This is a genomic window from Lysinibacillus sp. RC46, from assembly GCF_041262385.1.
Taxonomy (GTDB): domain Bacteria; phylum Bacillota; class Bacilli; order Bacillales_A; family Planococcaceae; genus Lysinibacillus.
Genome location: NZ_JBGCCF010000020.1, coordinates 66,397 through 90,295, shown reverse-complemented (window position 1 = coordinate 90,295; position 23,899 = coordinate 66,397). Strand labels below are relative to the sequence as shown.

The 23,899-nt window shown below is 36.7% G+C and carries 25 protein-coding genes and 2 pseudogenes; 1 reads left to right on the top strand and 26 read right to left on the bottom strand.

Going from position 1 to position 23,899, the window contains the following annotated elements:
• Positions 1-4: 4 nt before the first annotated feature.
• From ABH966_RS17855 to ABH966_RS17815, 9 genes are all read right to left on the bottom strand, one after another.
• Positions 5-1,240 (bottom strand): PoNi-like cognate immunity protein, encoded by a 1,236-nt coding sequence (locus ABH966_RS17855; RefSeq protein ID WP_370080703.1) that lies wholly within the window; start codon positions 1,238-1,240, stop codon positions 5-7.
• 27 nt (positions 1,241-1,267) lie between these two features.
• Complete coding sequence (locus ABH966_RS17850; protein WP_370080701.1) at positions 1,268-2,539, bottom strand: pre-toxin TG domain-containing protein; 1,272 nt, start codon at positions 2,537-2,539, stop codon at positions 1,268-1,270.
• Positions 2,539-3,096 (bottom strand): hypothetical protein, encoded by a 558-nt coding sequence (locus ABH966_RS17845; protein ID WP_370080699.1) that lies wholly within the window; start codon positions 3,094-3,096, stop codon positions 2,539-2,541. Before ABH966_RS17845 ends, ABH966_RS17850 begins: the two co-directional genes overlap by 1 nt.
• A 142-nt stretch (positions 3,097-3,238) precedes the next feature.
• Positions 3,239-3,934, bottom strand: coding sequence for an Imm3 family immunity protein (locus tag ABH966_RS17840; protein ID WP_370080698.1), 696 nt, complete (start codon positions 3,932-3,934; stop codon positions 3,239-3,241).
• 527 nt (positions 3,935-4,461) lie between these two features.
• Entirely contained in the window at positions 4,462-4,965 is a 504-nt protein-coding gene (locus ABH966_RS17835; protein ID WP_370080696.1) for a hypothetical protein, read from the bottom strand.
• A gap of 14 nt (positions 4,966-4,979) precedes the next feature.
• On the bottom strand, positions 4,980-5,912 hold the full coding sequence (locus ABH966_RS17830; protein WP_370080694.1) for a pre-toxin TG domain-containing protein: 933 nt from the start codon (positions 5,910-5,912) through the stop codon (positions 4,980-4,982).
• Complete coding sequence (locus tag ABH966_RS17825) at positions 5,909-6,139, bottom strand: hypothetical protein (protein ID WP_370080692.1); 231 nt, start codon at positions 6,137-6,139, stop codon at positions 5,909-5,911. The genes ABH966_RS17830 and ABH966_RS17825 overlap by 4 nt, the downstream gene beginning before the upstream one ends.
• Positions 6,139-6,438 carry a hypothetical protein gene (locus ABH966_RS17820; protein ID WP_370080691.1) on the bottom strand — a complete coding sequence of 100 codons (300 nt, stop codon included), beginning with the start codon at positions 6,436-6,438 and terminating at the stop codon, positions 6,139-6,141. The genes ABH966_RS17825 and ABH966_RS17820 overlap by 1 nt, the downstream gene beginning before the upstream one ends.
• Positions 6,439-6,649: 211 nt before the next feature.
• Complete coding sequence (locus ABH966_RS17815; RefSeq protein WP_370080689.1) at positions 6,650-7,072, bottom strand: hypothetical protein; 423 nt, start codon at positions 7,070-7,072, stop codon at positions 6,650-6,652.
• A gap of 321 nt (positions 7,073-7,393) precedes the next feature.
• On the opposite strand from ABH966_RS17815, the pseudogene ABH966_RS17810 reads away from it, so the two are divergent.
• A pseudogene (locus tag ABH966_RS17810) lies at positions 7,394-7,584 on the top strand (IS3 family transposase); the annotation flags it as partial.
• A gap of 80 nt (positions 7,585-7,664) precedes the next feature.
• Here ABH966_RS17810 and ABH966_RS17805 read toward each other — a convergent pair.
• The 17 genes and pseudogenes from ABH966_RS17805 to ABH966_RS17725 all read right to left on the bottom strand — a co-directional run bounded on the left by ABH966_RS17805 (position 7,665) and on the right by ABH966_RS17725 (position 23,896).
• Positions 7,665-8,099, bottom strand: a pseudogene (locus ABH966_RS17805) (SMI1/KNR4 family protein).
• A gap of 257 nt (positions 8,100-8,356) precedes the next feature.
• Positions 8,357-8,584 carry a hypothetical protein gene (locus ABH966_RS17800; RefSeq protein WP_370080687.1) on the bottom strand — a complete coding sequence of 76 codons (228 nt, stop codon included), beginning with the start codon at positions 8,582-8,584 and terminating at the stop codon, positions 8,357-8,359.
• Positions 8,585-9,246: 662 nt separating this feature from the next.
• A complete protein-coding gene (locus ABH966_RS17795) occupies positions 9,247-9,576 on the bottom strand; it encodes a hypothetical protein (protein ID WP_370080685.1) in 330 nt (109 codons plus the stop codon).
• A gap of 10 nt (positions 9,577-9,586) precedes the next feature.
• Positions 9,587-9,988, bottom strand: coding sequence for a CdiA family toxin C-terminal domain-containing protein (locus tag ABH966_RS17790; protein ID WP_370080683.1), 402 nt, complete (start codon positions 9,986-9,988; stop codon positions 9,587-9,589).
• A 309-nt stretch (positions 9,989-10,297) separates the two neighbouring features.
• On the bottom strand, positions 10,298-10,675 hold the full coding sequence (locus ABH966_RS17785) for a hypothetical protein (RefSeq protein WP_370080681.1): 378 nt from the start codon (positions 10,673-10,675) through the stop codon (positions 10,298-10,300).
• A gap of 23 nt (positions 10,676-10,698) precedes the next feature.
• A complete protein-coding gene (locus tag ABH966_RS17780) occupies positions 10,699-11,148 on the bottom strand; it encodes a hypothetical protein (protein ID WP_370080679.1) in 450 nt (149 codons plus the stop codon).
• A 2-nt stretch (positions 11,149-11,150) separates the two neighbouring features.
• Positions 11,151-12,545, bottom strand: a complete 1,395-nt coding sequence (locus ABH966_RS17775) for a pre-toxin TG domain-containing protein (protein ID WP_370080677.1) — start codon at positions 12,543-12,545, stop codon at positions 11,151-11,153.
• The gene (locus tag ABH966_RS17770) at positions 12,545-13,993 is read right to left on the bottom strand and encodes a contractile injection system protein, VgrG/Pvc8 family (protein WP_370080675.1); all 1,449 of its coding nucleotides are present in this window, start codon (positions 13,991-13,993) and stop codon (positions 12,545-12,547) included. The genes ABH966_RS17775 and ABH966_RS17770 overlap by 1 nt, the downstream gene beginning before the upstream one ends.
• A gap of 117 nt (positions 13,994-14,110) precedes the next feature.
• Entirely contained in the window at positions 14,111-14,518 is a 408-nt protein-coding gene (locus ABH966_RS17765; RefSeq protein WP_370080673.1) for a DUF4280 domain-containing protein, read from the bottom strand.
• A gap of 32 nt (positions 14,519-14,550) precedes the next feature.
• Complete coding sequence (locus tag ABH966_RS17760) at positions 14,551-15,126, bottom strand: serine protease (protein WP_370080671.1); 576 nt, start codon at positions 15,124-15,126, stop codon at positions 14,551-14,553.
• Between the two features lie 25 nt (positions 15,127-15,151).
• Positions 15,152-16,282 carry a pentapeptide repeat-containing protein gene (locus tag ABH966_RS17755; RefSeq protein WP_370080669.1) on the bottom strand — a complete coding sequence of 377 codons (1,131 nt, stop codon included), beginning with the start codon at positions 16,280-16,282 and terminating at the stop codon, positions 15,152-15,154.
• Between the two features lie 16 nt (positions 16,283-16,298).
• Positions 16,299-17,723, bottom strand: a complete 1,425-nt coding sequence (locus tag ABH966_RS17750) for a hypothetical protein (protein WP_370080667.1) — start codon at positions 17,721-17,723, stop codon at positions 16,299-16,301.
• Positions 17,720-18,418, bottom strand: a complete 699-nt coding sequence (locus ABH966_RS17745; protein WP_370080665.1) for a hypothetical protein — start codon at positions 18,416-18,418, stop codon at positions 17,720-17,722. Before ABH966_RS17745 ends, ABH966_RS17750 begins: the two co-directional genes overlap by 4 nt.
• A 39-nt stretch (positions 18,419-18,457) precedes the next feature.
• Positions 18,458-19,231 carry a DNA and RNA helicase gene (locus ABH966_RS17740; RefSeq protein ID WP_370080663.1) on the bottom strand — a complete coding sequence of 258 codons (774 nt, stop codon included), beginning with the start codon at positions 19,229-19,231 and terminating at the stop codon, positions 18,458-18,460.
• Between the two features lie 33 nt (positions 19,232-19,264).
• On the bottom strand, positions 19,265-21,913 hold the full coding sequence (locus ABH966_RS17735) for a molecular chaperone (protein WP_370080661.1): 2,649 nt from the start codon (positions 21,911-21,913) through the stop codon (positions 19,265-19,267).
• A 22-nt stretch (positions 21,914-21,935) separates the two neighbouring features.
• Entirely contained in the window at positions 21,936-22,631 is a 696-nt protein-coding gene (locus ABH966_RS17730) for an iron-dependent peroxidase (protein WP_370080659.1), read from the bottom strand.
• Positions 22,622-23,896: a normocyte-binding protein gene (locus tag ABH966_RS17725; RefSeq protein ID WP_370080727.1), complete on the bottom strand. Its 1,275-nt coding sequence runs from the start codon at positions 23,894-23,896 to the stop codon at positions 22,622-22,624. The genes ABH966_RS17730 and ABH966_RS17725 overlap by 10 nt, the downstream gene beginning before the upstream one ends.
• Positions 23,897-23,899: the final 3 nt, after the last annotated feature.

The following is a 23,899-nucleotide window of genomic DNA, read 5'->3' as shown; positions in this document are numbered from 1 at the left end:
TTTCTTAATGCTTTACATCTTTAACAATAACTTCATACATCTCTCCAACATTCGCTTCCATCGGCACCAATGCATAATAATTTTGATCATTATTTAATATAAATTGAATCAGCTTTGTTCTTTCTTCATTCCAACAATTTTTCATACCTGAAAAGTATTCTTCCACATCTTCTTTATAATCTAATTGCAATATATATCCTTTTTCTGTCATTGCAAAAACAATTAAACTTCCCAACAGATTTTTTTGCACATTTTCTTTTTCGAATTCTTGTGATAAAAACCAGATTTGATCTAACCCAATAAGTTTTTTATATTTTTCATAAAAACTACTATCATCCATAACCTCATAATCATGTATCAATTCATTGACAAATGAGTGCCATCTTGTTGGAATTATCTCTTCTAATAAAGGATTATTCTTGATTCCTTCTATTATTTCATCTATCTCTTCAATCTCTTGCCCATTGTTGTATTCACTTAGGGAGATTGATTTGAATTTCATTGAATTTTTGTAGTGCGCCAGTTCATATGGATAGTGATTATTATTTATTAGACTTATATCATCAAGTTTTAGTATCTTTGCTAGTGCGGCTGTTTCAAAGCTCCAAAATCCCACATATCCAGGTTCTTTATGCGCATTTTTCCATTCATAATCATAATGGCCTTTAAACCATTCTTTTTCCATATACTTCTGCAATCTTTTAGATGCTTCTTTCTTATCTGTTTGCGCAAGTTCTATAATTTCACTTGTTTTTGCATATGGGTTTTCTTTAAAATAAACATTGGTGATTTTTGTGTATCCAATATCACTAGCACATAATAAATAATCAATCACAGAATCATTAATGTTTTCTTTCTCAACCTGCTTGGCTAATCTTACAATATTCTTTTTATCAGTTTCTAATAAAATTCCTAAAGATATCATCCAAAGTAGATTTATATATCCAACTTCTCTTTCTCCTTTATTCTCTAAATAAGTAATGGCATTCTCAAAATCTTCTACCATTGCATTAATTTTTTCACCTAAGGAATATTTTGCATTTATTTTCTCCGTCTCATATATAAAATTCCTTAAATATCTTGCTTCTATAATACTTTTATTATCATTAGGATTTCTTTGAATACCATTTTTCTCATCTTCTTCCAAACCTTTAATATCCCTTATATTCTTGTCGATAAACTTTTTATTATATTCTATATCTTCTCTACATTTTTCTTCAATACATAGATGATCTCTCATAAAATCTGATTCCTCCTTGCCTTTGACTTAAGGCCATTCTCCAATTATGTCACCCTTTGCATCTATTCTATATGTTTTAACCTTTCCACTACTATCGACTTTTGATAGTACTCGCTCAACTTTACCTTCATCCAATGCATCCGTAATCTTTTGTGCTAATTCTTTATCTCCATCAACAGCTTTCAATATTCTATCTTTTTTGGTTTTCGTACCTTTCAACCAGTCGTCTGACATTTGTGGTCCATCTTTAGGTGTTTTAGATAATTGTGAACTACCAAACTTTTCTTCATCAATAACATATTTGATATTTGATTTTGAATTTGTGTTTTCGTATAATCCGTCAATCCCTTTTACAATTTTATCATTTACACTTGATGGGGCACCCTTACCCATTGGCTTTAAGTCATATCCAGCATCTTTTAAACTTTGATTGTTTAATAAATTGTCACTTGACTTTATTTCTCCATAATTACCTTTTTGCTTGTTTGTAGCCGTCCCCAAATTAAAGTCATCTACAGGTATATTTTTCGATGAATTTGCAGCTGTTTCGGCTACATTAGTCGCGTTCTTACTTTCAGATAATAACTCATATCCAAATTTCACGCCTTTTCCGCCATATTTACCAATACCACCAAGAATGATACCTGCTGCCGATAATCCTTGATCTACAGAATCCAATTTTTCCTTTGTAATAGGATTGTATCCTTCGGTCACCTCAAAACCAGCTTTAGCATTTCCGAGGTATGGAACAAAATCGGCAATAATAGATAGCGCAGTTAAAAATAATCCTGGTTTCTTTGCTGGCTCTCCAGAATTAGCTGATACAGGACAGGAGTTTTCTAAATTTATATACTTTGATTTTTGTACTATTGATGCTGCAGCTTTATTTGCTTTATTAGATTTAGCATTTGGGGATTGTTTGACAGCTGCTTTTACGTTTGTCTTGCCCTTCTTAACAGCTGCTTTTGCGTACGTCTTGGCCTTTTTAACCGTTGCTTTTACATACTTCTTAGCCTTTTTAACAGCTTTTTTCACTGCAAGTACTGCTTTTTTCACAGCCCGTTTAAACCTCTTGACCAGTTTGCTCTTGGATAAATTATTTTTTAGCTTCCTGGCTTTTGTCAAGACCTTACCTAACTTTTTCTTGAGCTTTTTCTTCGCTTTTTTTAAGGCTTTCTTTAGTTTCTTTTTGGCCTTTTTGAGCTTCTTTTTAGCCGCTTTTTTAACTTTCCCTACAACAGGAATACTGCTTAAAGCACTACCTAGTGCTCCGAAGAATCCTTTCCCCTTCTTCGCCATTAAGCACCACCCCCACCAATAGGGATCATGCCCATGACGTCTAATGCGGATTCAAGGTCAGCGCCTTCTCCCGATGTATTAGACACGGTTACAGGTGCTTTGTTCGAGCCTTCCATTGTCACAATCTGCCCCTGCATATCCGTGTTGCCGTCAAGAACGAGACTGCTGGAACCACAGGTTAAATGCATGGATTCTGTAGCGCTCATGGAAATGCTTTTCCCTGCAAAGGTAATATCATTGGCTTTTAGTGTAAGCGGATGCTTACTATGTACTTCTACTCCGCTTCCCTGATCCAACTTTAGGAAAACCGCGCCTTCTTGTGCAGTAAATGTGATAGCTTGTGGGTCTAGCTTGATGTCCTTGCCTTTTGGCGTACCCCAGTAGGACGTTTTCGGATCGGCTGTTTTGGGATTGGAGTCGCCGCCCTTTCGTACACTGTGGCGGACAACGGCAGCTTCCTCCCGGTGTGTCGGGAAGGAAAGTTGAACGCTATCGCCTTCTTCTGGCGGGCTGTAAAAACCGATATGTCCTTTATAAAGGGTACACTTTACTTCCACAGAATCATGATTTTAATAATAAAAAAAGCCCGTTTAACCACTGTTATGTATGGTTTATAGGCTTAAGATATTAAGAAATTATTAGTCTTATTAGAAAATAGTTTTTAACTTATTGTCTTTTAGCGATTAAACAACAATAATTTCATTTTAAATTAGATAAAACACTTTTAATTCGATCAGCTAACTTTTCTTGTTCCTCTTCAGTCAATTGCTCATCAGATACATCTTCGATACTGAACGATTGCAACACATGTTTAACATCTTCAATACCATCCACTCCAATTAATCCTTGGTTATACAAATTTTCAGCAAGTGTTGTATAGACAATGAATTTTTCACTTTTTGTATTTTCACAATCTCGATCAAACCGTTGCAACACAGTAGAAACTATTGAATCAGCATTTTCATTTTCTAACTTAAAATTGTTAATAAATTTTTGGACCTCTTCTACCAATTCATCGTAATACCAACAAGCTCTAGGAAAATAATCTAGAGACATGTTTTTTAATTTCTGTAAAACACGTTCCTTTCGCGAAGCTAAATCACTATATTGTTGTGGTGTTAATTTATTTTCTTGTTGAATTATTTTAAAATCCAATTCAGTTAGATTTTTTTCCAAATAATCCTTGAAAGAATGTAGAATTTTAACATGGGAGACTGCTATTTCTGAAAATATCACAAAAATCATTGCTTTATCTGTTTCACTTTTTTTAGCCAACATATCATAGTCATAAAAATTCCTAGTTAACGCTTCTCTCTTACTAATTTTTTCTTCCTCTATTAATTCATTATAATCTTCGTAAATATCCTCTTCATATTCATCATAACTAAAAACCATTTAAAAACCTCCTTGATTATTTTGGTGAAATAGGATTATCACTATTATGAATTACCTCGACTTCAATATTCGGATATTTTTTATTAAATTGTTGATTACCTGTTCAGTAAATAATTTTATTTTATCCTTTGCTTCATAATTAGTTCCTATTCTCTCTGCTAAATAATTTTAAATTTTATACTCTGTATCTACGTCTCTTAAAAAAGTTTTTCCAGCTTTATTAGGTGCTTCAATTGCTTTAAATGTTGGATTTGATGTTTGGAAAGAAAACTCTTCAGTTCCAGGTATTTTTTTTGCAGCATCTTGAATTCCACTATTAGCATAAAAGTCCTTTTTATTAACTCCTGAAATACGAAATTAACGAAAAATAGGTCAATTATGGTTTTGAATAAACCATAATCGACCTTCCAAACTCAGCAGTATTGTGTTAATTAGCATTAATACAAAGAAGTAATAGATTTCATAAGATTAATAGAAAAGAGATTTTAAGCATGTATATTCAACTACTAATAATAATTAATTATTGACTAGTTACTTCTATTATCAATTTCTGATAGTGAATCATCACTAATATCAATCGGCTGGATTTCTAAATTTCTCCAATAACTAAGTGGATAAGCTGATTTCCCTACAATCAATTCACCTTGCCGTATCCAAAAAACACCACCTCTTTCAATAAATTTTATCATCGGTTCATATAAGTCTATATAATCCTTCGCTTCATCTACTCCCTCATCTGCTAGTTGAGAAATTTCTAAGTAACAATAACAGATTGCTTGTATATATAGATTATTAGTCTTAAGTTTTGGGCAAATATCGAAAATTTTACTATCAAAAGACTTCCCAAGAGCCTTAGAAATACTAAATATAGGATACTTATCTACATCAATTTCTAAATTATCCAAAAATATATTAATTCTTCTAAGGTACTCTCTAATTAATACATGGTGTGATTCTTTTATATTATCATCGATACTCTCGAATTGAATTATTGATAAGCGTTTTAAAGCTATACTCAGTAAATCCCCCATAATCTATACCTCGCTTATTTAAACATATTATTGAAGAAATATTCTTCATATCCAGGGAAAGAGGTATTTGGCTGAGGAGGTGCGTTTTCCTGTGCACCAGGTGGAAAACCATCATATATCCCCTTTTCTTTGTTCCAAGATTCAAGAGTCCTGTACTTTTGTCCCTCGGCCATAAATTTTCGTTCTGTAAGTTCATGTTCAGCCAATTGTTTAAACCAAGCTTTTTGCTCTACAGATAGCTCTTTCTTTTGTGCAGTTTTCCATGCGAAAGCAATCTCGTCATCTGCTCCAAATCGTTCAAGTTTATACTCTTTTCCTCCAGGTTGTGGAATTTGATGCTTTCCAAAAAACAAATGTTTTTTCATGGTTCTTATTTCAGCAATACTCATTCCTGTATTTTGAGCCACATCCTCAACATCCTTCATTTTCGCCTTTCTTATCATTTCGTATTCTGCTTCAGCAGCTTTATCATAGTCCTTTATTCCTGCACCTGTAAATATTTTATTTTCTGATTTTGCTGCTGGTTTTGCTGCCGGTTTTGCTGGGGCTGCTGCTGCCTTCTTACCTCCTGTTGTTGGTGCCTTTTTCGGTGCTGCTGCCGCTGTCTTCTTACTTCCAGAGTAGTATTTAACCGCAGCTTTTCCTCCTTTGCCAGCGGCTTTGGCAAATCCACCACCTAAGACACCTGCTGCTGCAATTCCTCGATCCAAGGCACTTAGTTTAGTCTTTGTAATTGGATCAAATCCAAAGGCAGCTTCAAAAGCAGCTTTGGCATTTCCGACGACTGGAATGAAATCTGCAGCCGTAGATATAGCTTGTCTGACATTAACATTTTTTGCAGCTACCGCTACTTTCTTCGCTGTCTTTTTTACTACCTTAACTACTGTTTTTGCGTACTTCTTGGCCTTTTTAACAGCTTTTTTCCCTGCAAGTACTGCTTTTTTCACAGCCTTTTTAAACTTCTTGACCAATTTGCTCTTGGATAAATTTTTAGCTTCCTGGCTTTTGTCAAGACCTTGCCTAGCTTTTTCTTCGCTTTTTTTAAAGCTTTCTTTAGTTTCTTTTTGGCCTTTTTGATTTTCTTTTTAGCCGCTTTTTTAACTTTCCCTACAACGGGGATACTGCCTAAAGCACTACCTAGTGCTCCGAAGAATCCTTTACCCTTCTTCGCCATTAAGCACCACCCCCACCAATAGGGATCATGCCCATGACATCTAGTGCGGATTCAAGGTCAGCGCCTTCTCCCGATGTATTAGACACGGTCACAGGCGTTTTGTTCGAGCCTTCCATTGTGACAACCTGTCCCTGAATATCGGTGATCCCGTCAAAAACAAGACTGCTGGAGCCACAAGTCAAGCGCATGGATTCTGTTGCGCTCATGGAGATGCTTTTACCTGTAAAGGTGATCGTATCATTGGCTGTTAGTGTAAGCGGATACTTACTATGTACTTCTACTCCGCTTCCCTGATCCAACTTTAGGAAAACCGCGCCTTCCTGTGCAGTAAATGTGATAGATTGTGGGTCTAGCTTGATGTCCTTGCCTTTTAGTGTGCCCCAGTAGCGAACAACGGCAGATTCTTCTCGATGTGTCGGGAAGGCAAGGTGAACGCTATTAAAATTAAGGAAAGCCCATTATAACCATTGATATTTGGTTTATGAGCATCTTACACTATTAAAACACAGACTATCCAAATTTCCCCAAACCAAGATATGGATTAGAGATATTCACGCCTACTTCATCTATTGTCCCCTGTATCTCATCTAGGATTGTTTTATCTATATCCTTATACTGTTTCAGTGATTCTTTTATTATATTAAAGCAAATTTCTAGACCGAGATTTACTACAATAGAAAGAATGATATCTACTTCATCATAGGAATCTGTATTCCATAATCTAGAGAGGGTTCTATCAATATCATTTCTTATATCACTTCTTAATAACTCGTATGTCATAACTTGCCTGTCTGTTAGTTGACTAAGTATTAATAAAAAACTATCTTTTTCAATTTTATTATTTTTAAATTGATCTAATACATTTTGAAACATTGATATTAGTGTTTCAGTTGGTATTCTATCAGGTAGATTCTTAATTTCATTTATATCCATATTTTATTTCCCTTCTATTGGAATATGAACCTCATTTAATGATTGATTCTTTATCCATGTTCCGTCTGATTTTAGCTGTTTATTTCCGATTTTCTTCTGTGCAGTCCATCTCGAACCTGATGCTGATCCCGGATATTTGCTTGCTGCTATAGGGTCCGGTGAATACCATCGAATAATAGCCTTTTGTCCATCAGCAAGAGAGAACTCATATTTTGCTCTATCAGTAATAGTATTGGTTGGTTAAAATGAATTTGGAATATTCGAAGGAATCATTGATTCCAAACTAGACATATTAACTTCTCCGTTTTTCAGTTGATTTTGAACTGTTACTACAACTCAGTCATGGAGAATTACTTTGGATTTATGAAATCTGAATTCCTTTACATGAAGGAATTTGAAAGTATAGAGCATTTTAAAATAGAATTAGAAAAATATATAAATTACTATAATACGAAACGGATTAAGGCAAAATTAAAACGAGTCCGGTGCAAAACCGAACTCATTTAACCTAAGCTGGCCTAATGAAATAACCGTGTCTAACTTTTAGGGGTCACTTCAAAAGCCATTTTAGCTAATCAAGGTTTTTTATCTATTAACTCAAAAAAGCTGGCAACTGATTTAACCATTTTTCAAAGTTATCAGCATCCTTTTCGATATTATTCTCTTCATGTGAATAATAATAGACTCCTGTATTGGGGCATTCATTTGAGAGAAGACAAAAGTAGTCTCCATTACCTACACTATAAAATGGAATTAATTCCTTCTTCCACCCTCCAAATTTCATTTCATAGTCATAGGTAAATTCAATAGTGTCATTTCCATTTGTTTTACCATTGGAAACATTTAAAATGTCCCCTGGAAAGGAATATTCAGTCATTAATTCAATAAAAAATTTAAATTCCATTGGTAACTGACACCCATACTTTTTCTCTATCTTTTACCAATCACTAAACGAAGGAATATCTAAATCCCCTAATTCTTTATCTAAAATACTATCTAATAAATTTGCAATCTCATCTCTTGTCACTAACTTTTCCTCCTTTTAAATCCCTTCTCCTGGTAGTATATACTCTTTGCCTCTTTCTTTATAATCTTCTACCAAAATATCGTGTTGTATCAAAGTGTGTCATATTCCTCCGTGTATCTGTCGGTATCACTACTATATTTTCTAACCCCGTTTGTATATCATACGCTACATCACAGCTCACAAATTCTACTCGGTTTGCCCGCTTTCCTATCATCTCTAGTATTTCTCTGAAATGTGAGTAATGCTCTGGCATTGTCTCAATCCTTAGGGTAGTGTCCCTCTATTTCTCTAAAGTTTTTAAAATATAGATGAATGTATACATCGTCACTTTTCCGCATGTGTAGTTCATAGCTGTATGTTCCACTATAAATCTTCATTTTCACTTTATATTTCTGCACTCCGACCATATAAACACGTAAAAATGTCGAATATTGTACATCCTTATAATCTATAACAAACTTATCTATCGAAACCTCTATTTCCATCGCCTGTTCTTCCCCTTGTATTTTCGTACTTGTTTAAAATTTAACACTTAGTACACTAATTAATAATCGTAATCTTTTCAATTTACGTATTTAAACATGAAAAAGCACTTGTCGCCTGTTATAGACAATCAAGTGCTTTAAGTTTATAAATTTTCTAAGTTTATTAATATTTGCAAGTTTTATAAGTTATTTTAGTATTGACAGTATGACATCTTTTTTACCACATGGCAAGTGTAACGTTTAAACCCTTTAGCTTGTTTAATCTCGTGTGTTTCGTCCCTATGACATCCATAAGTGGTCCCTTGTAAGTAATATGTCATATCGCGTATTCTCGCTCTTATTACATTAGCGCTAAAATAGCACTTCTTGATGGCTCTGCCTTCATGAAGTCTCGATTCTCAAACAATTATTGTTCATTGGGTTCATTGGGTTCATTGGGTTCATTGGGTTCATTGGGTCCATTCTGTTCTTCTTCTCGAGAGTGACAATATAGCCAATCAAGGTTTAAAAGGTTACGATTCCCCTCTTAAAATCTGGATCATCTATTTCTTTGACTGAAATTCATAAAATCCGGTGCTCTCCAGGGTCTATTTCAAGTAGACCTCCATATTTTTCATGTTTTTTGGTAGGTTGATAGGTTTAATCAACTCAGTGTGAAATTTTCACAAATTTAAAACAGTCTTTATCTTGTCCATAAGTACATACACTTGGATTTTCTGTTCTTGATTTTCACCAACATATTCCATACACGTTTCTTTCAAACAACCATAGAAATCAGAACTGTTCATAATGATATCGTTATATGATGCTGTGTTAATGAATATCATTATGCCTTCTTTAAATTCAATCTCCTCAGAATGCTCTGGAAGTTCATATCCCATCATATGATCTTGCCACGGCTCTCTCTTGGATAAACACTCTAGTACATTTAGTAAATCACTCTTCAAAAAAGAAAAAAAATCTTGGATGACTGGCTGTTTGTCTATTAACATGATACCCCTCCTAATCACCATGATTTTTCCATTCCAATACTGGGTATACACTTTCTACTTCTCCTGTAGTTGGATTTTTCCATCCTTCGAATTTTAATCCATTTGATGTGCCTTGTATTACCTGTTGCCCACCTCTAGTTAAATATTCAGTACCGTTATCCATTGCCTCTTGACAATATTTATACATTTGTTCTTCAGTAAACACATTTTCATCGTAAACTGTCTTTTTATGAGTTGATGCTTTAAATTCACTTGTATATATGCCACGTTCTTGTTTTCCTATCTTGTAGTACACATCGTATACACCCGGGACAGAAGGATGTGGTTCCTTTTTCTCCACTTTATACGGAATTCCATTGGCATCCAAATAGTTATAAAATTCCTTTTCATTATGACCGCCACTTACACCCATTTTATTAACACCTCATATCTTTCTTACCCTCACTATCGCTGTAGGGTAATCTACAGTTGCGAATAAATTTGAAAAAAACCACAAGAAACGAAGATAACAAAAAACAGGTCAATCATGGTGGTTTCTGACCATAATCAACCTATTCAATGTAACGGAACACCGCTATTTGGGTTATAACAATAAAGCATCTGATGTGCGTACAACCATATTTACGAAAGCTTCATAAGGGTATTACATGGGTTTATATGTGTAATTGGTTAAACAGTGCATTCATACGACACTGGGTATAGGCTAAATCGTCAGTCATCGCTACTTAGATAAATCGTATTCTAAGTATTCCTCATCCCATTCGAGAACATGATCTTCTACCGCCACATACCACTCAGCATTTAAAACAGCACATCTTATTTGTGACAGTAAAGCAGACCAATGTTGAACACCTTCCCAAATAGCATCATTCATGTTATCAGGTAACTGTGTAGAACCTTCAAAAACAATCTCTGTTCCAGACGAATCTTTAAGGTCGTATACTTCAAAACTCGTCCAATTGTATCCTTCTCCTGTAATGTTGAATTTCTCAATTTCCTGCTGAACCGAATACTCAGATATTAATTTCTTTATGAGATCTTTTTCGACATCTGTTAATAATTCCTTTCGTCTTGCTGAGTAATATATTGAAATTCCCATCATATAAACCTCTCAATCATTGTTCATTTGTGCATATATTCTCGTTTAAAATCACCATAAATTAAAAACGCATCAGCTAATATTTCTTTCAATTCTTCGTAATTACGGAATATTGGCTTCCTCACTTTATCATTTTCCAGACCATCCAGTTGTTCTTTTAATATTCCCCATGTCCCACCCATCTTAAGCTCAGAATTTTTCCATACAGACCATATAAATTCTGCTACACCATATTTCAAAGAGATATTAAATTGAAATTTATATTCATCATGTATTTCTGTAATCTTAAAGAATTTTTCCTTCTTATTAAACGAAGCCTCGTACCCTAATTCATTAATAATATTTATTACTCGGTTACTTTCATAATTCTCAAAACTTTCACTAACATTAAATTGATATCTTGCGGCTAGACTCTTATATCTTTCAATAAATTTGATCTTCGCAAAAGCGTGTTCAGTATCTTTATCTAACATGTTTACTCCTCCCTAAACCTGATTTCAATTCCATACTTATTTTTGGCCAAATCAATGTACTCTTGCATTCCTGAAAAGTTCTTATTGGAAGCAGGAATCTCAAGTATCTGTTTCCCTTTAAGTGGTTGTCCATCAATTGGTGGTATAAAATCGGCATATTTATCTGTCCTAATTATCGTACCCGGCTCGTACTTCACTTTCATTTCTTTTAAATAGCTCTCAAAGGTGGATAATTCAATATTTTCTAAATCAGTTGCTTTTCTTGAAACGATCTCACCTTTTATAGGATCATATGAATCTAAACGTTTTCCATTGCTCAAATGCACTTCATTACATGGATACCATTCTTCAACAACTGACTTTTTATTGAATGCGTTACCTCTTGCTACTGGTGAATCATTTAACCAATAATCTCTGGTCTTTTTCCATTCTGAGCGACCTCGAGGTGGCTTATCCTCCTTCGCTTTACGAGCAAGATACTTTTGATAATCTGATTCTAACTTAGAATCCTTAAATTTTCCATTGGAAGACAGTAGATCATCACCCGTACCCTTATCTCCTGTTTTCTCTTCTTCTTTTTTGGCATAATCAAACCTAGGAATACCTCTTACTATATTTTTTGCTTTATCATTTTCTAACTCAACTATACTTACTAAATCAGCTATTTTCGCAGGTTTATAGAATGTTAACAAAGTAGCATAAGCTCGTTCTCCCCAGGTTGAGTGAGGACTTAGTATAGTTTTAATATCTCCAAAAAAGAAATTGGCTAGTTCCTTCCTCTCATTATTCGTTTCTTTTATCATTTCCTCTATTAATTCAAGGTCTTTTTCTTTTTTAGTTTTACCTTCATTCCGGGGTACAGGACAAGAGTTTTCTAAATTTATATACTTTGATCGCGGGGTTTCTAATTTCTGCCCGGTAATCATATCTCTTCCAGTGGCCATTTCATATAAAGTTTTAATATTCCCAAAAACAGGAATACAATTTAACCCCATAGAAACTAGTTTAAGATTTTGGGCTTTTTCATACTTTTTGACTTGTTTGACAGCAGCTTTTGACGCCTTTCCGGCTTTTGTAGTCGCTCTTTTATCAGCTTTTTTCTGTACAAGTACTGCTTTTTTTACAGCCTTTTTAAACTTCTTGGTCAATTTTCTCTTGGATAGCTTATTTTTGAGCTTCCTAGCCTTTGTAAAAACCTTTCCTCTCTTTTTCTTAAAGTTCTTCTTAAGCTTTTTGAAGAGGTTTTTTAATTTTAATTTATTTTTCGCCTTTTTGATTTGCTTTTTAAAGGCCTTTCCTGCTGCTTTTTTTGCACTCTTAACAGCAGGGATACTACCAAGGAGGCTGCATATCGCTCCAAAAAAACCTTTACTCGTACCTTTCCCCTTTTTCGCCATTAAGCACCACCCCCACCAAGAGGGATCATGCCCATGACGTCTAGGGCAGACTCAAGGTCAGCTCCGTCTTCTGATGCATTGGACACGGACACTGGCGCTTTGTTCGAGCCTTCCATTGTGACAACCTGTCCTTGCATATCAGTGTTGCCGTCAAGAACGAGACTGCTGGAGCCACATGTTAAATGCATGGATTCTGTTGCACTCATGGAAATGCTTTTCCCTGCAAAGGTGATAGTATCATTGGCTTTTAGGGTAAGCGGATGCTTAGTATGTACTTCTACACCGCTTCCCTGATCTAACTTTAGGAAAACGGCGCCTTCCTTTGCAGTAAATGTGACAGATTGCGGGTCTAGCTTGATGTCCTTGCCTTTTGGCGTACCCCAATAGGATGTTTTGGGATCGGCTGTTTTTGGATTGGAGTCGCCTCCCTTTCGTACACTATGGCGGACAACGGCTGCTTCCTCCCGGTGTGTCGGGAAGGCAAGATGAACGCTATCACCTTTCTCTGGTGGGCTGTAAAAGCCGCTATGTCCCTCTGCTGTATAAGGACTAGCAAGTGAAAACCATGTGGCTTCTTCCTTTTTTTGCGCCTCATCAATGGATAGGTGCAGGCGTACTTGATCCTTTTTGACCTCTAATACCTTACCCTCAATTGCTGTGCCTGACAGTGAAGGAATGTTTAGTCTTTCTTGGCGAATGCCTGCCTCGGACAGTAAATGATATTCATATGTAAGGACACCTTGTTGCATGCGTGCTATGGATTTGGCCACAATTAGCCTCTTGTTTTGGAGTAGAACACGGTCACCGAGTGTCAATGTTTTTTTAGACTCGATTACATAGGATACTGTATCCCGCTCCTCCAATGGTCGCTCAATGTCATTGTGAAGCGTATGTAAATACTTGGAGCGATCCTTGGTGATTGTATAGCTAATAGCTGACAGTTTTTCTAATCGACCTTCTGGTAGACCAAACCATAGCTTGGGCTTATCGGCATCTACTGCTGGTACGAGCACTGTTCGAAAATGCGAGGCCATGCGCTTTAGAAATTGCCAGTCTGTCTCCCTATATTGTAATATAAATTGCTTTAGAGGAGTAGACTTCGATGCAGTGTCAATAACATCTGCGCCTGGATAATTAGCAAGTACTCGCTTGAGCATGGCATTATACGTCATCTTGTCATGCTGGAAGGAGCGAGCTCTGCGTTTACAATCCAAGGTAAATGTAGATGACACTGCCTCTAACTCAATTTGGTATACGCCTCTCACCATACGAACTGCCACTTCCGATACTTGCCCTTTAAAAAGCGGTCGCACACGCTGTCCATTGCGCTTTTCATAGAGCTCTATCAGATCTGAACTGCTGGCAAGTTGCATACAGCGATCTTTCTTCTCTTCTGGGATGAATCCCGTAATTAATAACCTTGCATGGTCATTCACCGTTTGGGTCAAGCTGAGATCATGCAACGTCTGAACTTCATAGGGGGAAACGAGCTCAAGCTCTCCGTATCCAATCACTTCCTCATACGTGTTCACATGAATTCCCTTCTTTCTTCAGGGGATGATGGCTTATTCTTGACCATCATCTTCTACCTTTATCGTCCCGCAATATATGCACATATTAGTAGATTGATTGATAAGCGCGGGAAAATTCTCAATCAACTGATCCGATTTTCCGTTAATCCATGGCATCGTGACCACTGGTGTACACGGCATCGGTTTCAAGACACCATTATTAGCCGCTGTTGCTGCTGCCACTGTAGGATTAGATAATGTTTTACATAAACCGAAGGGCTGAATGTTGACATTGGGTTTATAATCCATCGTGTTCATCTGTGCCTTGTTTTTTGTATAAACGCCATGGCTTACAGGCATTTTTAAAATGCTTGTTTGATCGCCCTGTGAGCACGATAATTTGGCACCAGCAACTACATAACTGCGCTGCTCATCGCCTTTTGTCTGCATTTCATCTGCCATCGAAAACCACCCTTTCTATAAAAAAAGTCCATTCACGTCAGTTCACTTCGCACACTCGAAAAATGATGGATCTCGTTCCATTTGCCTTCCGTTTGCACTTTGCGTAATCGAATACCTCGAAATGCTCGGCGCAATATACTTTCTGCTAGCTCAATATTGACAATGATATAATCCTCTTTAATGCCCTCAATTTTAAAGAAGGTATAAGGTGCAGCTAAAACCTCGTCAATAACGAGCTTTTTTAACGTTCCATCTAGATGGAACTCGGTTTGTGCTGAGAGACAGGCCACTTTTGGTGGAATGGAGAGCCAATATAACGACTGTTTTAATTTTGGCATATCCACGAGAACAACCGGTTTAAAAGGTAGGCGCGGCTCATATTTTTCTACTAGCTGCTTTACTGGATCAGCTAAAAGAGCAATTGGCTTTTCGATAAAATCGATATAGTCATTTTCACTTTTATCTAATACAGGAAATTGACGATCTAGCTCCTCTAGCTCCTCCATTTTTTCCACTGTTAATAGTTCTTTTTTAATAATTTTTGATAGTCCAACTGGTTCTACAGCATTCGGGATACGCTCATCCTGAGATAAAATAAAATAGTTCATCTTTGAGTCTCCTTTTTCACAACATCTATTTCCAAATGACACTCGCTGTTTGGAATGGATCTAGTTTCAGATGATCCCGTGCTTCCTTCGAGAACACAGCTTTTTCTAAATTAGCTCCTTCAAAATGAGCATTCTTGACGTTAGCCCCGATAAAGCAAGCACCTCGTAAATTAGCTAGCTCAAAATCAGTACCCTCTAAATTAGCACCAGTAAAGTTCACTGGGAGATAGCCTGGCATTTCCCACTTCTGTCGATCAGTTAGTCCGCTTGCTCCCTGAGCTTGTTGGAAGTTAGCACCTTGCAATTGACTATTGCTAAAATTTGCCTCATGAATCGTACTGAAGCTTAAATCAGCGTCCATTAGCTTACTATTCCTAAGATTGGCGCCAATGAGTAAGCAATTACGCATTCGGCTCTGTGCTAAATTCGTTTTCTGGAAAAAGGCATATCGAATATCTAAGTCCTCATAGTTGCCACCAGCTAGATTTAATTTGCTAAATACTTCATAGGGATATTCATCCTCTAATTTTTGATCCAGCCAAGCTTTGATTTCTTCGATATCCTTCGAGGAGAAGTCCTCACTATAGACAACTTCATTGACATCCATAAATTCACCTATACGAATTTCTACAGCAGCCTCTCGAGCAAGTGCTAAATATTCTGGACATCTAATAATGTCTGGCAATGCATATCTAGCGAGGCTAATAACATATTGATGAAAATGAGTTGCTTCCTTTAGCTTGATGTGCTCAATATCCGCTTGGGTAATGGCTCCCATGAATGTTTTGCTGTATAAATATAATTCTTCTACGAATTGCTCTAAAAAGTTTAGAGCCCAGCTTGCATCATAGGTAGTTAAAATAGGTCGAAGGTCAAAGAACCAGTCCTCATCTGTCCCCTCTACTAGATAGTGATGACGTCCCTCCAGTAACTCTGTGCGCAGCATGGAAAACGTGATATGTCCAATTGGTCCTTTCTGTTGAAGGGATTGTTGCTGCTGTAGCTGACGACAAATCGTTTGAAAGGCTTTTCTGAACTCCTCAGCAAGCTCATCCTTTGAGGCTTGGAAAAAATCCTCTAATGCCAAGAGATGGGTCAACCGTCTTTTCTCTACTTCCGTTTCATAAAAATGCTGTAAAACTCCTTCTGCTTGCATATGTGTCTCCTTCTTCCTAATTGGCCTTTACTTCTTTCCCGAAAATTTGCACACTGCCATCCATCGTTATTTTACTTTCCTTGCATTTTAATGAAATTTCTTCCTCAGCAGACATAAGAATTTTCTTGCTTGCATTGACTGAAATATCTGCCTCGGAAATAAGCTTAATTTCCTTTTTACTAAAAATTTCGATACCGCTCGCTTCATTTAAACGGATAAAAACATCGTTATCCTTTGCTGTAATGACAATTTCTGTTGGGCTCATCTTAATTTCTTTGCCAAAGGCTGTTCTATAATATTTCGTCGAAGGATCATCTAGTTTATTGGTCGCGGTGCTGTTTAAATTTTTTCGAATCGAGCTGCTAGCAATTCCCTCTTCCTCTTGATGCGAGGGGAAATACACATGAACAAAGTCGTTAATTTCAGGCATACAATACCAGCCACTATGCCCTTCAGCTGTATAAGGCGTTGAATAAAGGAACCAATGCGCCTTCCCTTTATCCTGTTTTTCATCAATATTTAGATGGACCTTAATATGATCCTTGGCAACTTCTAACACTTTACCTTCAATAGAGACACCCGAAATTTCATCGTTAAATATTTCACTTTTGTTCATGCCATTCTTCGTTGAAAGTGTATAACGATGCTTTAGTAAGCCATCCTTCATCGACATATAGGCTTCACAAACGTAGATTGTTTTCTCATGGAAGGTTACGTAGTCTCCTATGGCAAGTACCTTATCGGTTTCCACTTCATAATACAAAAAGTCATGCTCCCCCATACCTTGATTGCCGTTCTCTGTATAGAGAAGATAGTCTGCTAGTTTTTTTCTTGTCGTATAGTGATAGTCTTCTAGCTTTCCTTGTGCTTTGCCAGCAGGTATACCAAAATGGAACTTTGGCTTATCAAAGGTAGCAGCTGGAACTAGTCCAGTGTTATAGCGGGAGGCAAGGCGTTTTAAAAATTCCCAATCGGTTTCTCGGTACTGTAGGGTAAACTTGCCTAATTTCGCTCCCTTTGTAGCCTCATCGATTACATCGAGACCAGGATAATATGGACTCATGAGCTTGAATAGAGACGAATAGGTTAGCTCTTTATCTTGATAGGAGAGATTTTTCTTCTGAATATCGAGGAAGTAGGTGTTGGAAGCAGCTTCGACTTTGATGTAGTAAATTCCCCGAATTGTATGTACTTTGACACCTAATATAACCCCCTTAAATAATGGGGTAGGTGCACCTAAATGATCGAGTTGATTCACTTTGATCGCTGAATAGGATTCTGTCATTTCGACATACTGATCCCGTACTTCCTCAGGCACGATACCCGTGAAGCGTAATGTCGCGTGCTCGTTCATTTTTTTTGTGAGCGTAAGCTCTTGAATGCTCACTAGCTTAAATGGCAGTACTTGAAGATTATGATAGGCAGTTACTAATCCACTCATCGTACTATCCCTCCTATCCTTCCGTTAGGAGCAAATCGCATTGTTTCCATTATTGCCCTTGCGATAGGACGCCAAGTCTCGGTATCCTCCTCCATACAATTGAACGTCCCGATAAGTGCTTTCCCATCAATCGATATAAAAAACATTAAATTAAAAATCTCACCATCAATAGCAGGTGTAATGACCTCGATAAAGCCAACTGTTTTATCATCTATTTTGATTACATCTGTATCAAACCATTCTGCTGCAGGCTGAGCTTGCTCTAGAACTTCAATCATGTTTTCCTGAAACTCTACTACCCCCTCATCAGGTAAAGAATGTGATGTTTTGTTGAAGGCTAGATTGATCGTCGATGATTCATCCGTAAAAATAATGTTTGGTCTTCGTTCTGAAGGGTATTTTAATGAAGCTAACTCAGCTGGCATAATCGAAAATATCTTCGGCATTCGGAACGAAATTTTTCCATCCATGACATGCTGATCAATGACCGGCACTTCCTGATCATCTATATTGACAAAAACCTGGTAAAGGTCAATTGCATCTAGCTCAGACTGTTCTTCCTGTAAAGGCTCGTCCTGCGGTGCTTGCTCCTCATTTAAAGCTGCTTCCTTTTGAGCTAATTCATGTTGTTCCTGCTCTCGCATTTCGTTTCTAAGAGCAATAATTTTTTCATCTAAAAATTTCAACCCATTCACCTTCCATTTCTTGAACGTTTTTCATCAGCAGGCCATTAGCTAGTCAACAATCATGCGCTTTGGTCGCCCTTGGCTGTGCCCTGTCATACGACCACCACGTTTTGATTCCAATAAAATACGGTTCAAGTATTTATGAATCTGACTATTAGAAAATGTTTGGTAATCAAGCTCTAGTCGATTGCAAATATAGAAATCGATTGCATCTCGTTGAACGCGCTCCTGATTTAAGCACTCTAAAGCAAAAGCGACATCATACGGATTAGCTGGTCGATTTTTTAACAGCTCTCGTGCAAAATATTGCAAAATGATTGGATGATATGTGCTTTTTTGAAAACCTGCATACTGACAGTGAAGATAATTGACCGTATTGTATTCAGTAGCAAAATCAAGAAAATCAATATACTCTGAACGCAGTTTGGCACCCGATTTTAATTTAAAGCGCGCTAACTCTAGCTCATTATGTGCAAGCTCTAGCGAATCATCTAGGACTATCTCTGTCGTATGGTTTCTAAAATCTAATTCATTCACTTCTTCAGCAAAACGTACTTTTATAATCGTTTCGCTTCCTGTTGCCTCATAAGGAAGCTCATAGCTACTATGCAGCATATAGAGCTTTCCATTATGCTTGATAATGCCTTTTGTAATGATGAGGCTTGTATCTGCTACAATAATTCTGGCACCGGAAATAATGCCATTAGAATAATCTTGGAAATATAAATCTAAAAAATCTCTTGGATAATCTCGCAAATTTTCTAGCATTTCTCTCTTTAAAATGCGGCCTTTATGAAAATGTGGATATTGATTGGCAAACAAGCTGTCACCCACCTCTTTTCTTGTTTTTCACTTTTACTTTAATCCATCAAAGAAATCTAGCTCAGACAAATCGGTTTCAAAGGCAAAGAATTCCTTGCTACCGATAAACAGCTGCTCGTCTTTCCTTGCTACTGGAACTACATGGAAGCCCCAATGATCTTCACCTGCAAAGACGAAGAACTTCACTTCCCCATTCGTGATGGAGTCCGTCTCGTCCTGCGGAATTTTATCTTGATAGTGCATTGCGATATTCTCATAAAGAACAGGCACATAATCCTCCTGACGATTAAAGTACGTGTATTTATACGTTGAGTGATTGTCACTACCCGATAAGTAAAACTCCACCTCTTTTACACCCCATGGGCGAGAAATCGTACCGTGAATTTGATTCAGTCTTTCTAAGCTACTAATCAGTAATTTTTCCTGACGATTATGTGTAAAGGCACTGACAGCATAAGGGACAACTGGTGCATGATTCGTCACTTCTGTTTCGATCATGCCGATTTTCTTGGCATTTAAATAACGAAGTGCTCCCCTTAAACAAGCAAGCTTTAACTCTGGAACTTTCCCGATATTTTCAGCCTTTTGTCTAAATTCAATGCTGCGTCCTGGTACAAATTCCTTTAAAGCCTCACGAAATGCGTCTATTTTACAGGACTGTCCCGTTAATTTAATGATAGAATAGTCACTCAGTATGCCAGTCTCATAAAATTCCTCTAAAAACTCTCGTACGATATCATAAATATCTGCCTTTATGAGATGATTGATTTCTTTAATGTTGAAAAAGACATTTGGGAAGTCATAAACTTCCTTAAATTGGTTGTTTTCTACCAACGACAGGCACCAGCGATCTACTGCTGTGACATTTAAATCACTATCGTGTTGCATATCGCTATCCGCATAAAAACGACTTCTTAATATACCTGTTTTGCGGAAAAATTCCTTCTTCATCTCTTCTGCCATTTCCCATAAGAAATAATAATTATTGCGGACACGGAGGTACTCATCACGTGTTCGATTTTCATATTCCTTAAAACGGGTAGGGATAATATATTCGGCATCTAAAAAGGCTTTTTCGAATTGCTCGTACACTGCTTCCACGCCATGGTCGTCTACATAGCGATAAATATCCTTACCTGGAATGTCAATTAATGCATCGATATCATAATCACTTTTTCCTCGACTATAATAGTTTGCAAAGACGATTTTCATAAATTGGAAAATACGATAAGTAATATTGTTGCCACCAAAATTCGTATCTCCATTTTCATAGGTAGTATGAATATCAATTTTGTAAGAAATATGTCCGTCCTCTATGCGAAACTTACAGGAAGAAAGGTCTGTTGTTCCGCCACCACAATCGATTACGAGTGCTTTATATTCCTTGCCATCGAGAAAACTATCATTTTCTATTTGATTGGCGATTGTATTATAAAGAACCGACATCCCTTCATCGAGGGCATGCTCCGTTTCAATTTGATATTCAGGTAAAATCGCACGAAACATATCTAAAAATTGTGTTTTCAACTTAACGGGACTGGAGATATGTAAATGCTTGAAACGACATTTAAATTGGTGCTCCGCCATTTGAATAATATAAAGTATAAATTCTCTTAAAATTTGGCTCCGTGGAACAAGTGCAGTATTCCCGTTGGCATCCATCACCTCTTCCAACTTGGCATAATTACTAACCCAGCGTTTAATACCTTGGAATTTCGTAGCCAATGATGTATAGCTATTTTTTTTCATCATTTTTAACGCTTCATAGCCGTAGTGATAGCTTACTTGATCTGCATTTGAGCAATCTGCTACAGTCATGACCGTCGGCACTACTTCAATCCATTCGTTTTGATGAAGTGGATCTGGAAATTGGACAAAATTGATGCTATTTAGCTGAATTCTGTTATTTAATAAATCATGACTACAAGGAGAGGACACATAATCACTCTCTAAATAGACACCAGCTGTTGTATTTGTTGTTCCAAAATCAATGGCAAGAATGGCATTGGTTGTTTCCAGCTGTTTAATCTCTAAATCTGGTATTGGAACCTTATAGTAATGAAGATTTGTTGGCGGAAGTGGGGTCTCCTGATAGTAAGTCTTAAAGATATACTCGGAATCTTGCTTTCTTAAAAAAATAAAGCTGTAGTTTTTATTATTTGTCTTCCGAATACCTATCGCTTGATCCGCTGCGAAATAATATTGATTTGGGACTTCGTCGTCTTTAAGGATATTAAGAATGCCGCAAAGATCCAGCTGCTCATTGACTAGTAGTACATTGGATTCAACAAGAAAGCCGCCTGTTTCCACGAAATACTGATCGGGTTTATCGATCTTCATCCCGCTATATAAGCTCATTTTGGCAGGAATTTTAATGTCACCATTGTCAGACATCGGTGTTTTTAAATACTCTTGCATGGCCGCTTCTACTCGTTCAAAGCCCCCATCTTTTTTTTCTCTAATAAGAGGGTTTTCTTCAGAGCCACGATATCTTAAAATCTTGTCGATTAACTCGTCTCTTGTCAGTGTATTAATTAGACCAGTTACAAGCTTTTCCTTATAGCAAATATTTCTAAGCTGGAAGGTTGTCATTTCCATTAATTCTACTCGTGTATAGGTCATATATTTCTTTTCTGTATTACGCTTATTGGCATACAGCTTATATGAATATTTAGTTGTCATTGGAATCCCTCCTCTGCTCTGTTTAGTAAAGAGCTATTCGATCTAGCTTCATTGTTTCCTCTGCATCAATAATGCCAAAGTGATATTGCCAATAAACCTCCATATGAAAGCCTATTGGCAGAAAAATTTCTTGTACAAGCTGGACCTTTTGCTGATTTTGTTCTGTCTGCTTTTGACGAATGTATAAAAGCAGCTCATCCTGGTCCTCCGATTTCACATAAATCATGCAATTTTTAAAAAGCCTTTTCAGCGTATCCTTTAATAAGTAAATTTCTTCACCTGTCCGGTACAGTCTTAGCATGTTGAGCGCAACTATTTCTTGCTCCTTTTTCGTAAAGGCATGAATATTGTCACGCACTAATTTACCAAATACATCGGCCTCGATTTCTCTTAAGATAAAACGAATATAGAACTCTCGTTTATTCATGCCCTGCATACGATCAATTTCAGCTAAAAAATGCAATACGGTATCTAAAAGATAATTCCTAAACTCAATATCCGCAAAATTATCTGGATGGAAGAGACCATTAAAAATTCCGTAATAGCGATAATATGGATTTACTTCAACGTGCTGTTCAACATACTGTGCATTTAATAGTTGTGGACTAAGTTCCATATAAGGTGAATAGGTTTCGGCAAGATGAAAATAGATATCCTTTTTAGAAAGGCCTTCATCCTCAGCTTTAATGAGCAAATCCCAAATATAGTTCATAGCCAAACACCTACACATTCATATTCAAAGAAATGCCGTTGCACTTCTGATACGAGGAAGCTTAAAATATCGTTTGCAATAAAGTTTCTCTCCTCATTCGCCTTAAACTTTAGTAGCATCGTTTTTTTATGATTATTTTCGCCTATCATTTCCGTTAAGAAAGTGTTCGCAGAATGAGTAAAGCTTGTTCCAGAATAGGCGTCCACTATTTCGACATCTACAAGTTCAAAGCTGTCAGCAGCCTCGAAAGAATTAATCATACGCGTAATTTCGCCCTTCGTTTTAACATTAGCCGTATACTTGTTAGCGAATTTGTGTATAAAATGCTCAATTCTTCTATTTGATACAAGCTCGTAATTTAATTTCCCGATTTTCTCATCTTCCATTTTTGCAATTTTTATTAACTGCCAAACCCCTGACTTATCTCGGGGTGAAACAATTGTTAATTCATTGTCTGAACGTTTAACGTAACGAACATTATCCTCTTCGGCCTCAACAAGATAGCCATGCTCGTTGCCGATTTTACGTATGGAAAGGACATGTTCATAATTCACCTTATCGATTGCAGGAATGGGAAAACCGACATTTTTGACTTCATGACGTTCAATATTCCATAGTGGAACCATATTCAGTCGTTTTACTTGCTCATACTCCTCTAAGTCAACAATTATTTCTGTAATTTCGGCATCCTCATTTAAAGGTGGACAATCTACTAAATTGATATTAAAAAATTTATAGACGAATGGATGATTAATTGTTTTCCATGGTAAGCCATTTATTTGGAAAAGCGGATAAAGCTTGTTAATCTCTTGTAAATAGTCCGTATTTTGTGTAAGACTGACCTTAATCTCTACTTGTCCTTCTGTCGTTTCTAGCTTTCCACTAAAGAGTCGCTGCTCCGTAAGTAACTGTTGAATTTGCATGGAATCACATTCTAAAAATAATGTGAACAGTTCTGCCGATCCATTGTTTTTAAACGCTTCAAGCATTTTTTTAATACTGATTGAATTACTTTCTAAATCAGCTGGTCGCATCGGGAATAAGCATTCATGAATAGGGTCAACATCCTCCTTAGAACTTAGCGTCACATAAATATCAAACCTATTCTCAACATCATCCATTTCGTTGAATATGCGCTCCTCGAGCCTTTTGTTCATTTCATCCTGATAATCGATTAAATTTACAAAAACGCCACTGACAATATCCTTTAGCAGTTGACGTTGCTCTAAATCTTCTATTTTGCGTAACCGTTCAATCATGAGCTCTTTCATCAA

Excerpts from the sequence above, each read along its gene's own strand:
- ABH966_RS17840 (WP_370080698.1), bottom strand. The coding sequence starts at position 3,934 with ATGGTTTTTAGTTATGATGAATATGAAGAGGATATTTACGAAGATTAT.
- ABH966_RS17760 (WP_370080671.1), bottom strand. The coding sequence starts at position 15,126 with ATGAACTATTTTATTTTATCTCAGGATGAGCGTATCCCGAATGCTGTA.
- ABH966_RS17775 (WP_370080677.1), bottom strand. The coding sequence starts at position 12,545 with ATGGCGAAAAAGGGGAAAGGTACGAGTAAAGGTTTTTTTGGAGCGATA.
- ABH966_RS17725 (WP_370080727.1), bottom strand. The coding sequence starts at position 23,896 with ATGAAAGAGCTCATGATTGAACGGTTACGCAAAATAGAAGATTTAGAG.
- ABH966_RS17795 (WP_370080685.1), bottom strand. The coding sequence starts at position 9,576 with ATGTTAATAGACAAACAGCCAGTCATCCAAGATTTTTTTTCTTTTTTG.
- ABH966_RS17855 (WP_370080703.1), bottom strand. The coding sequence starts at position 1,240 with ATGAGAGATCATCTATGTATTGAAGAAAAATGTAGAGAAGATATAGAA.
- ABH966_RS17825 (WP_370080692.1), bottom strand. The coding sequence starts at position 6,139 with ATGGCGAAGAAGGGTAAAGGATTCTTCGGAGCACTAGGTAGTGCTTTA.
- ABH966_RS17800 (WP_370080687.1), bottom strand. The coding sequence starts at position 8,584 with ATGGAAATAGAGGTTTCGATAGATAAGTTTGTTATAGATTATAAGGAT.
- ABH966_RS17755 (WP_370080669.1), bottom strand. The coding sequence starts at position 16,282 with ATGCAAGCAGAAGGAGTTTTACAGCATTTTTATGAAACGGAAGTAGAG.
- ABH966_RS17765 (WP_370080673.1), bottom strand. The coding sequence starts at position 14,518 with ATGGCAGATGAAATGCAGACAAAAGGCGATGAGCAGCGCAGTTATGTA.
- ABH966_RS17835 (WP_370080696.1), bottom strand. The coding sequence starts at position 4,965 with ATGGGGGATTTACTGAGTATAGCTTTAAAACGCTTATCAATAATTCAA.
- ABH966_RS17790 (WP_370080683.1), bottom strand. The coding sequence starts at position 9,988 with ATGGGTGTAAGTGGCGGTCATAATGAAAAGGAATTTTATAACTATTTG.
- ABH966_RS17735 (WP_370080661.1), bottom strand. The coding sequence starts at position 21,913 with ATGACAACTAAATATTCATATAAGCTGTATGCCAATAAGCGTAATACA.
- ABH966_RS17850 (WP_370080701.1), bottom strand. The coding sequence starts at position 2,539 with ATGGCGAAGAAGGGGAAAGGATTCTTCGGAGCACTAGGTAGTGCTTTA.
- ABH966_RS17750 (WP_370080667.1), bottom strand. The coding sequence starts at position 17,723 with ATGAGTGGATTAGTAACTGCCTATCATAATCTTCAAGTACTGCCATTT.
- ABH966_RS17780 (WP_370080679.1), bottom strand. The coding sequence starts at position 11,148 with ATGTTAGATAAAGATACTGAACACGCTTTTGCGAAGATCAAATTTATT.
- ABH966_RS17785 (WP_370080681.1), bottom strand. The coding sequence starts at position 10,675 with ATGGGAATTTCAATATATTACTCAGCAAGACGAAAGGAATTATTAACA.
- ABH966_RS17815 (WP_370080689.1), bottom strand. The coding sequence starts at position 7,072 with ATGGATATAAATGAAATTAAGAATCTACCTGATAGAATACCAACTGAA.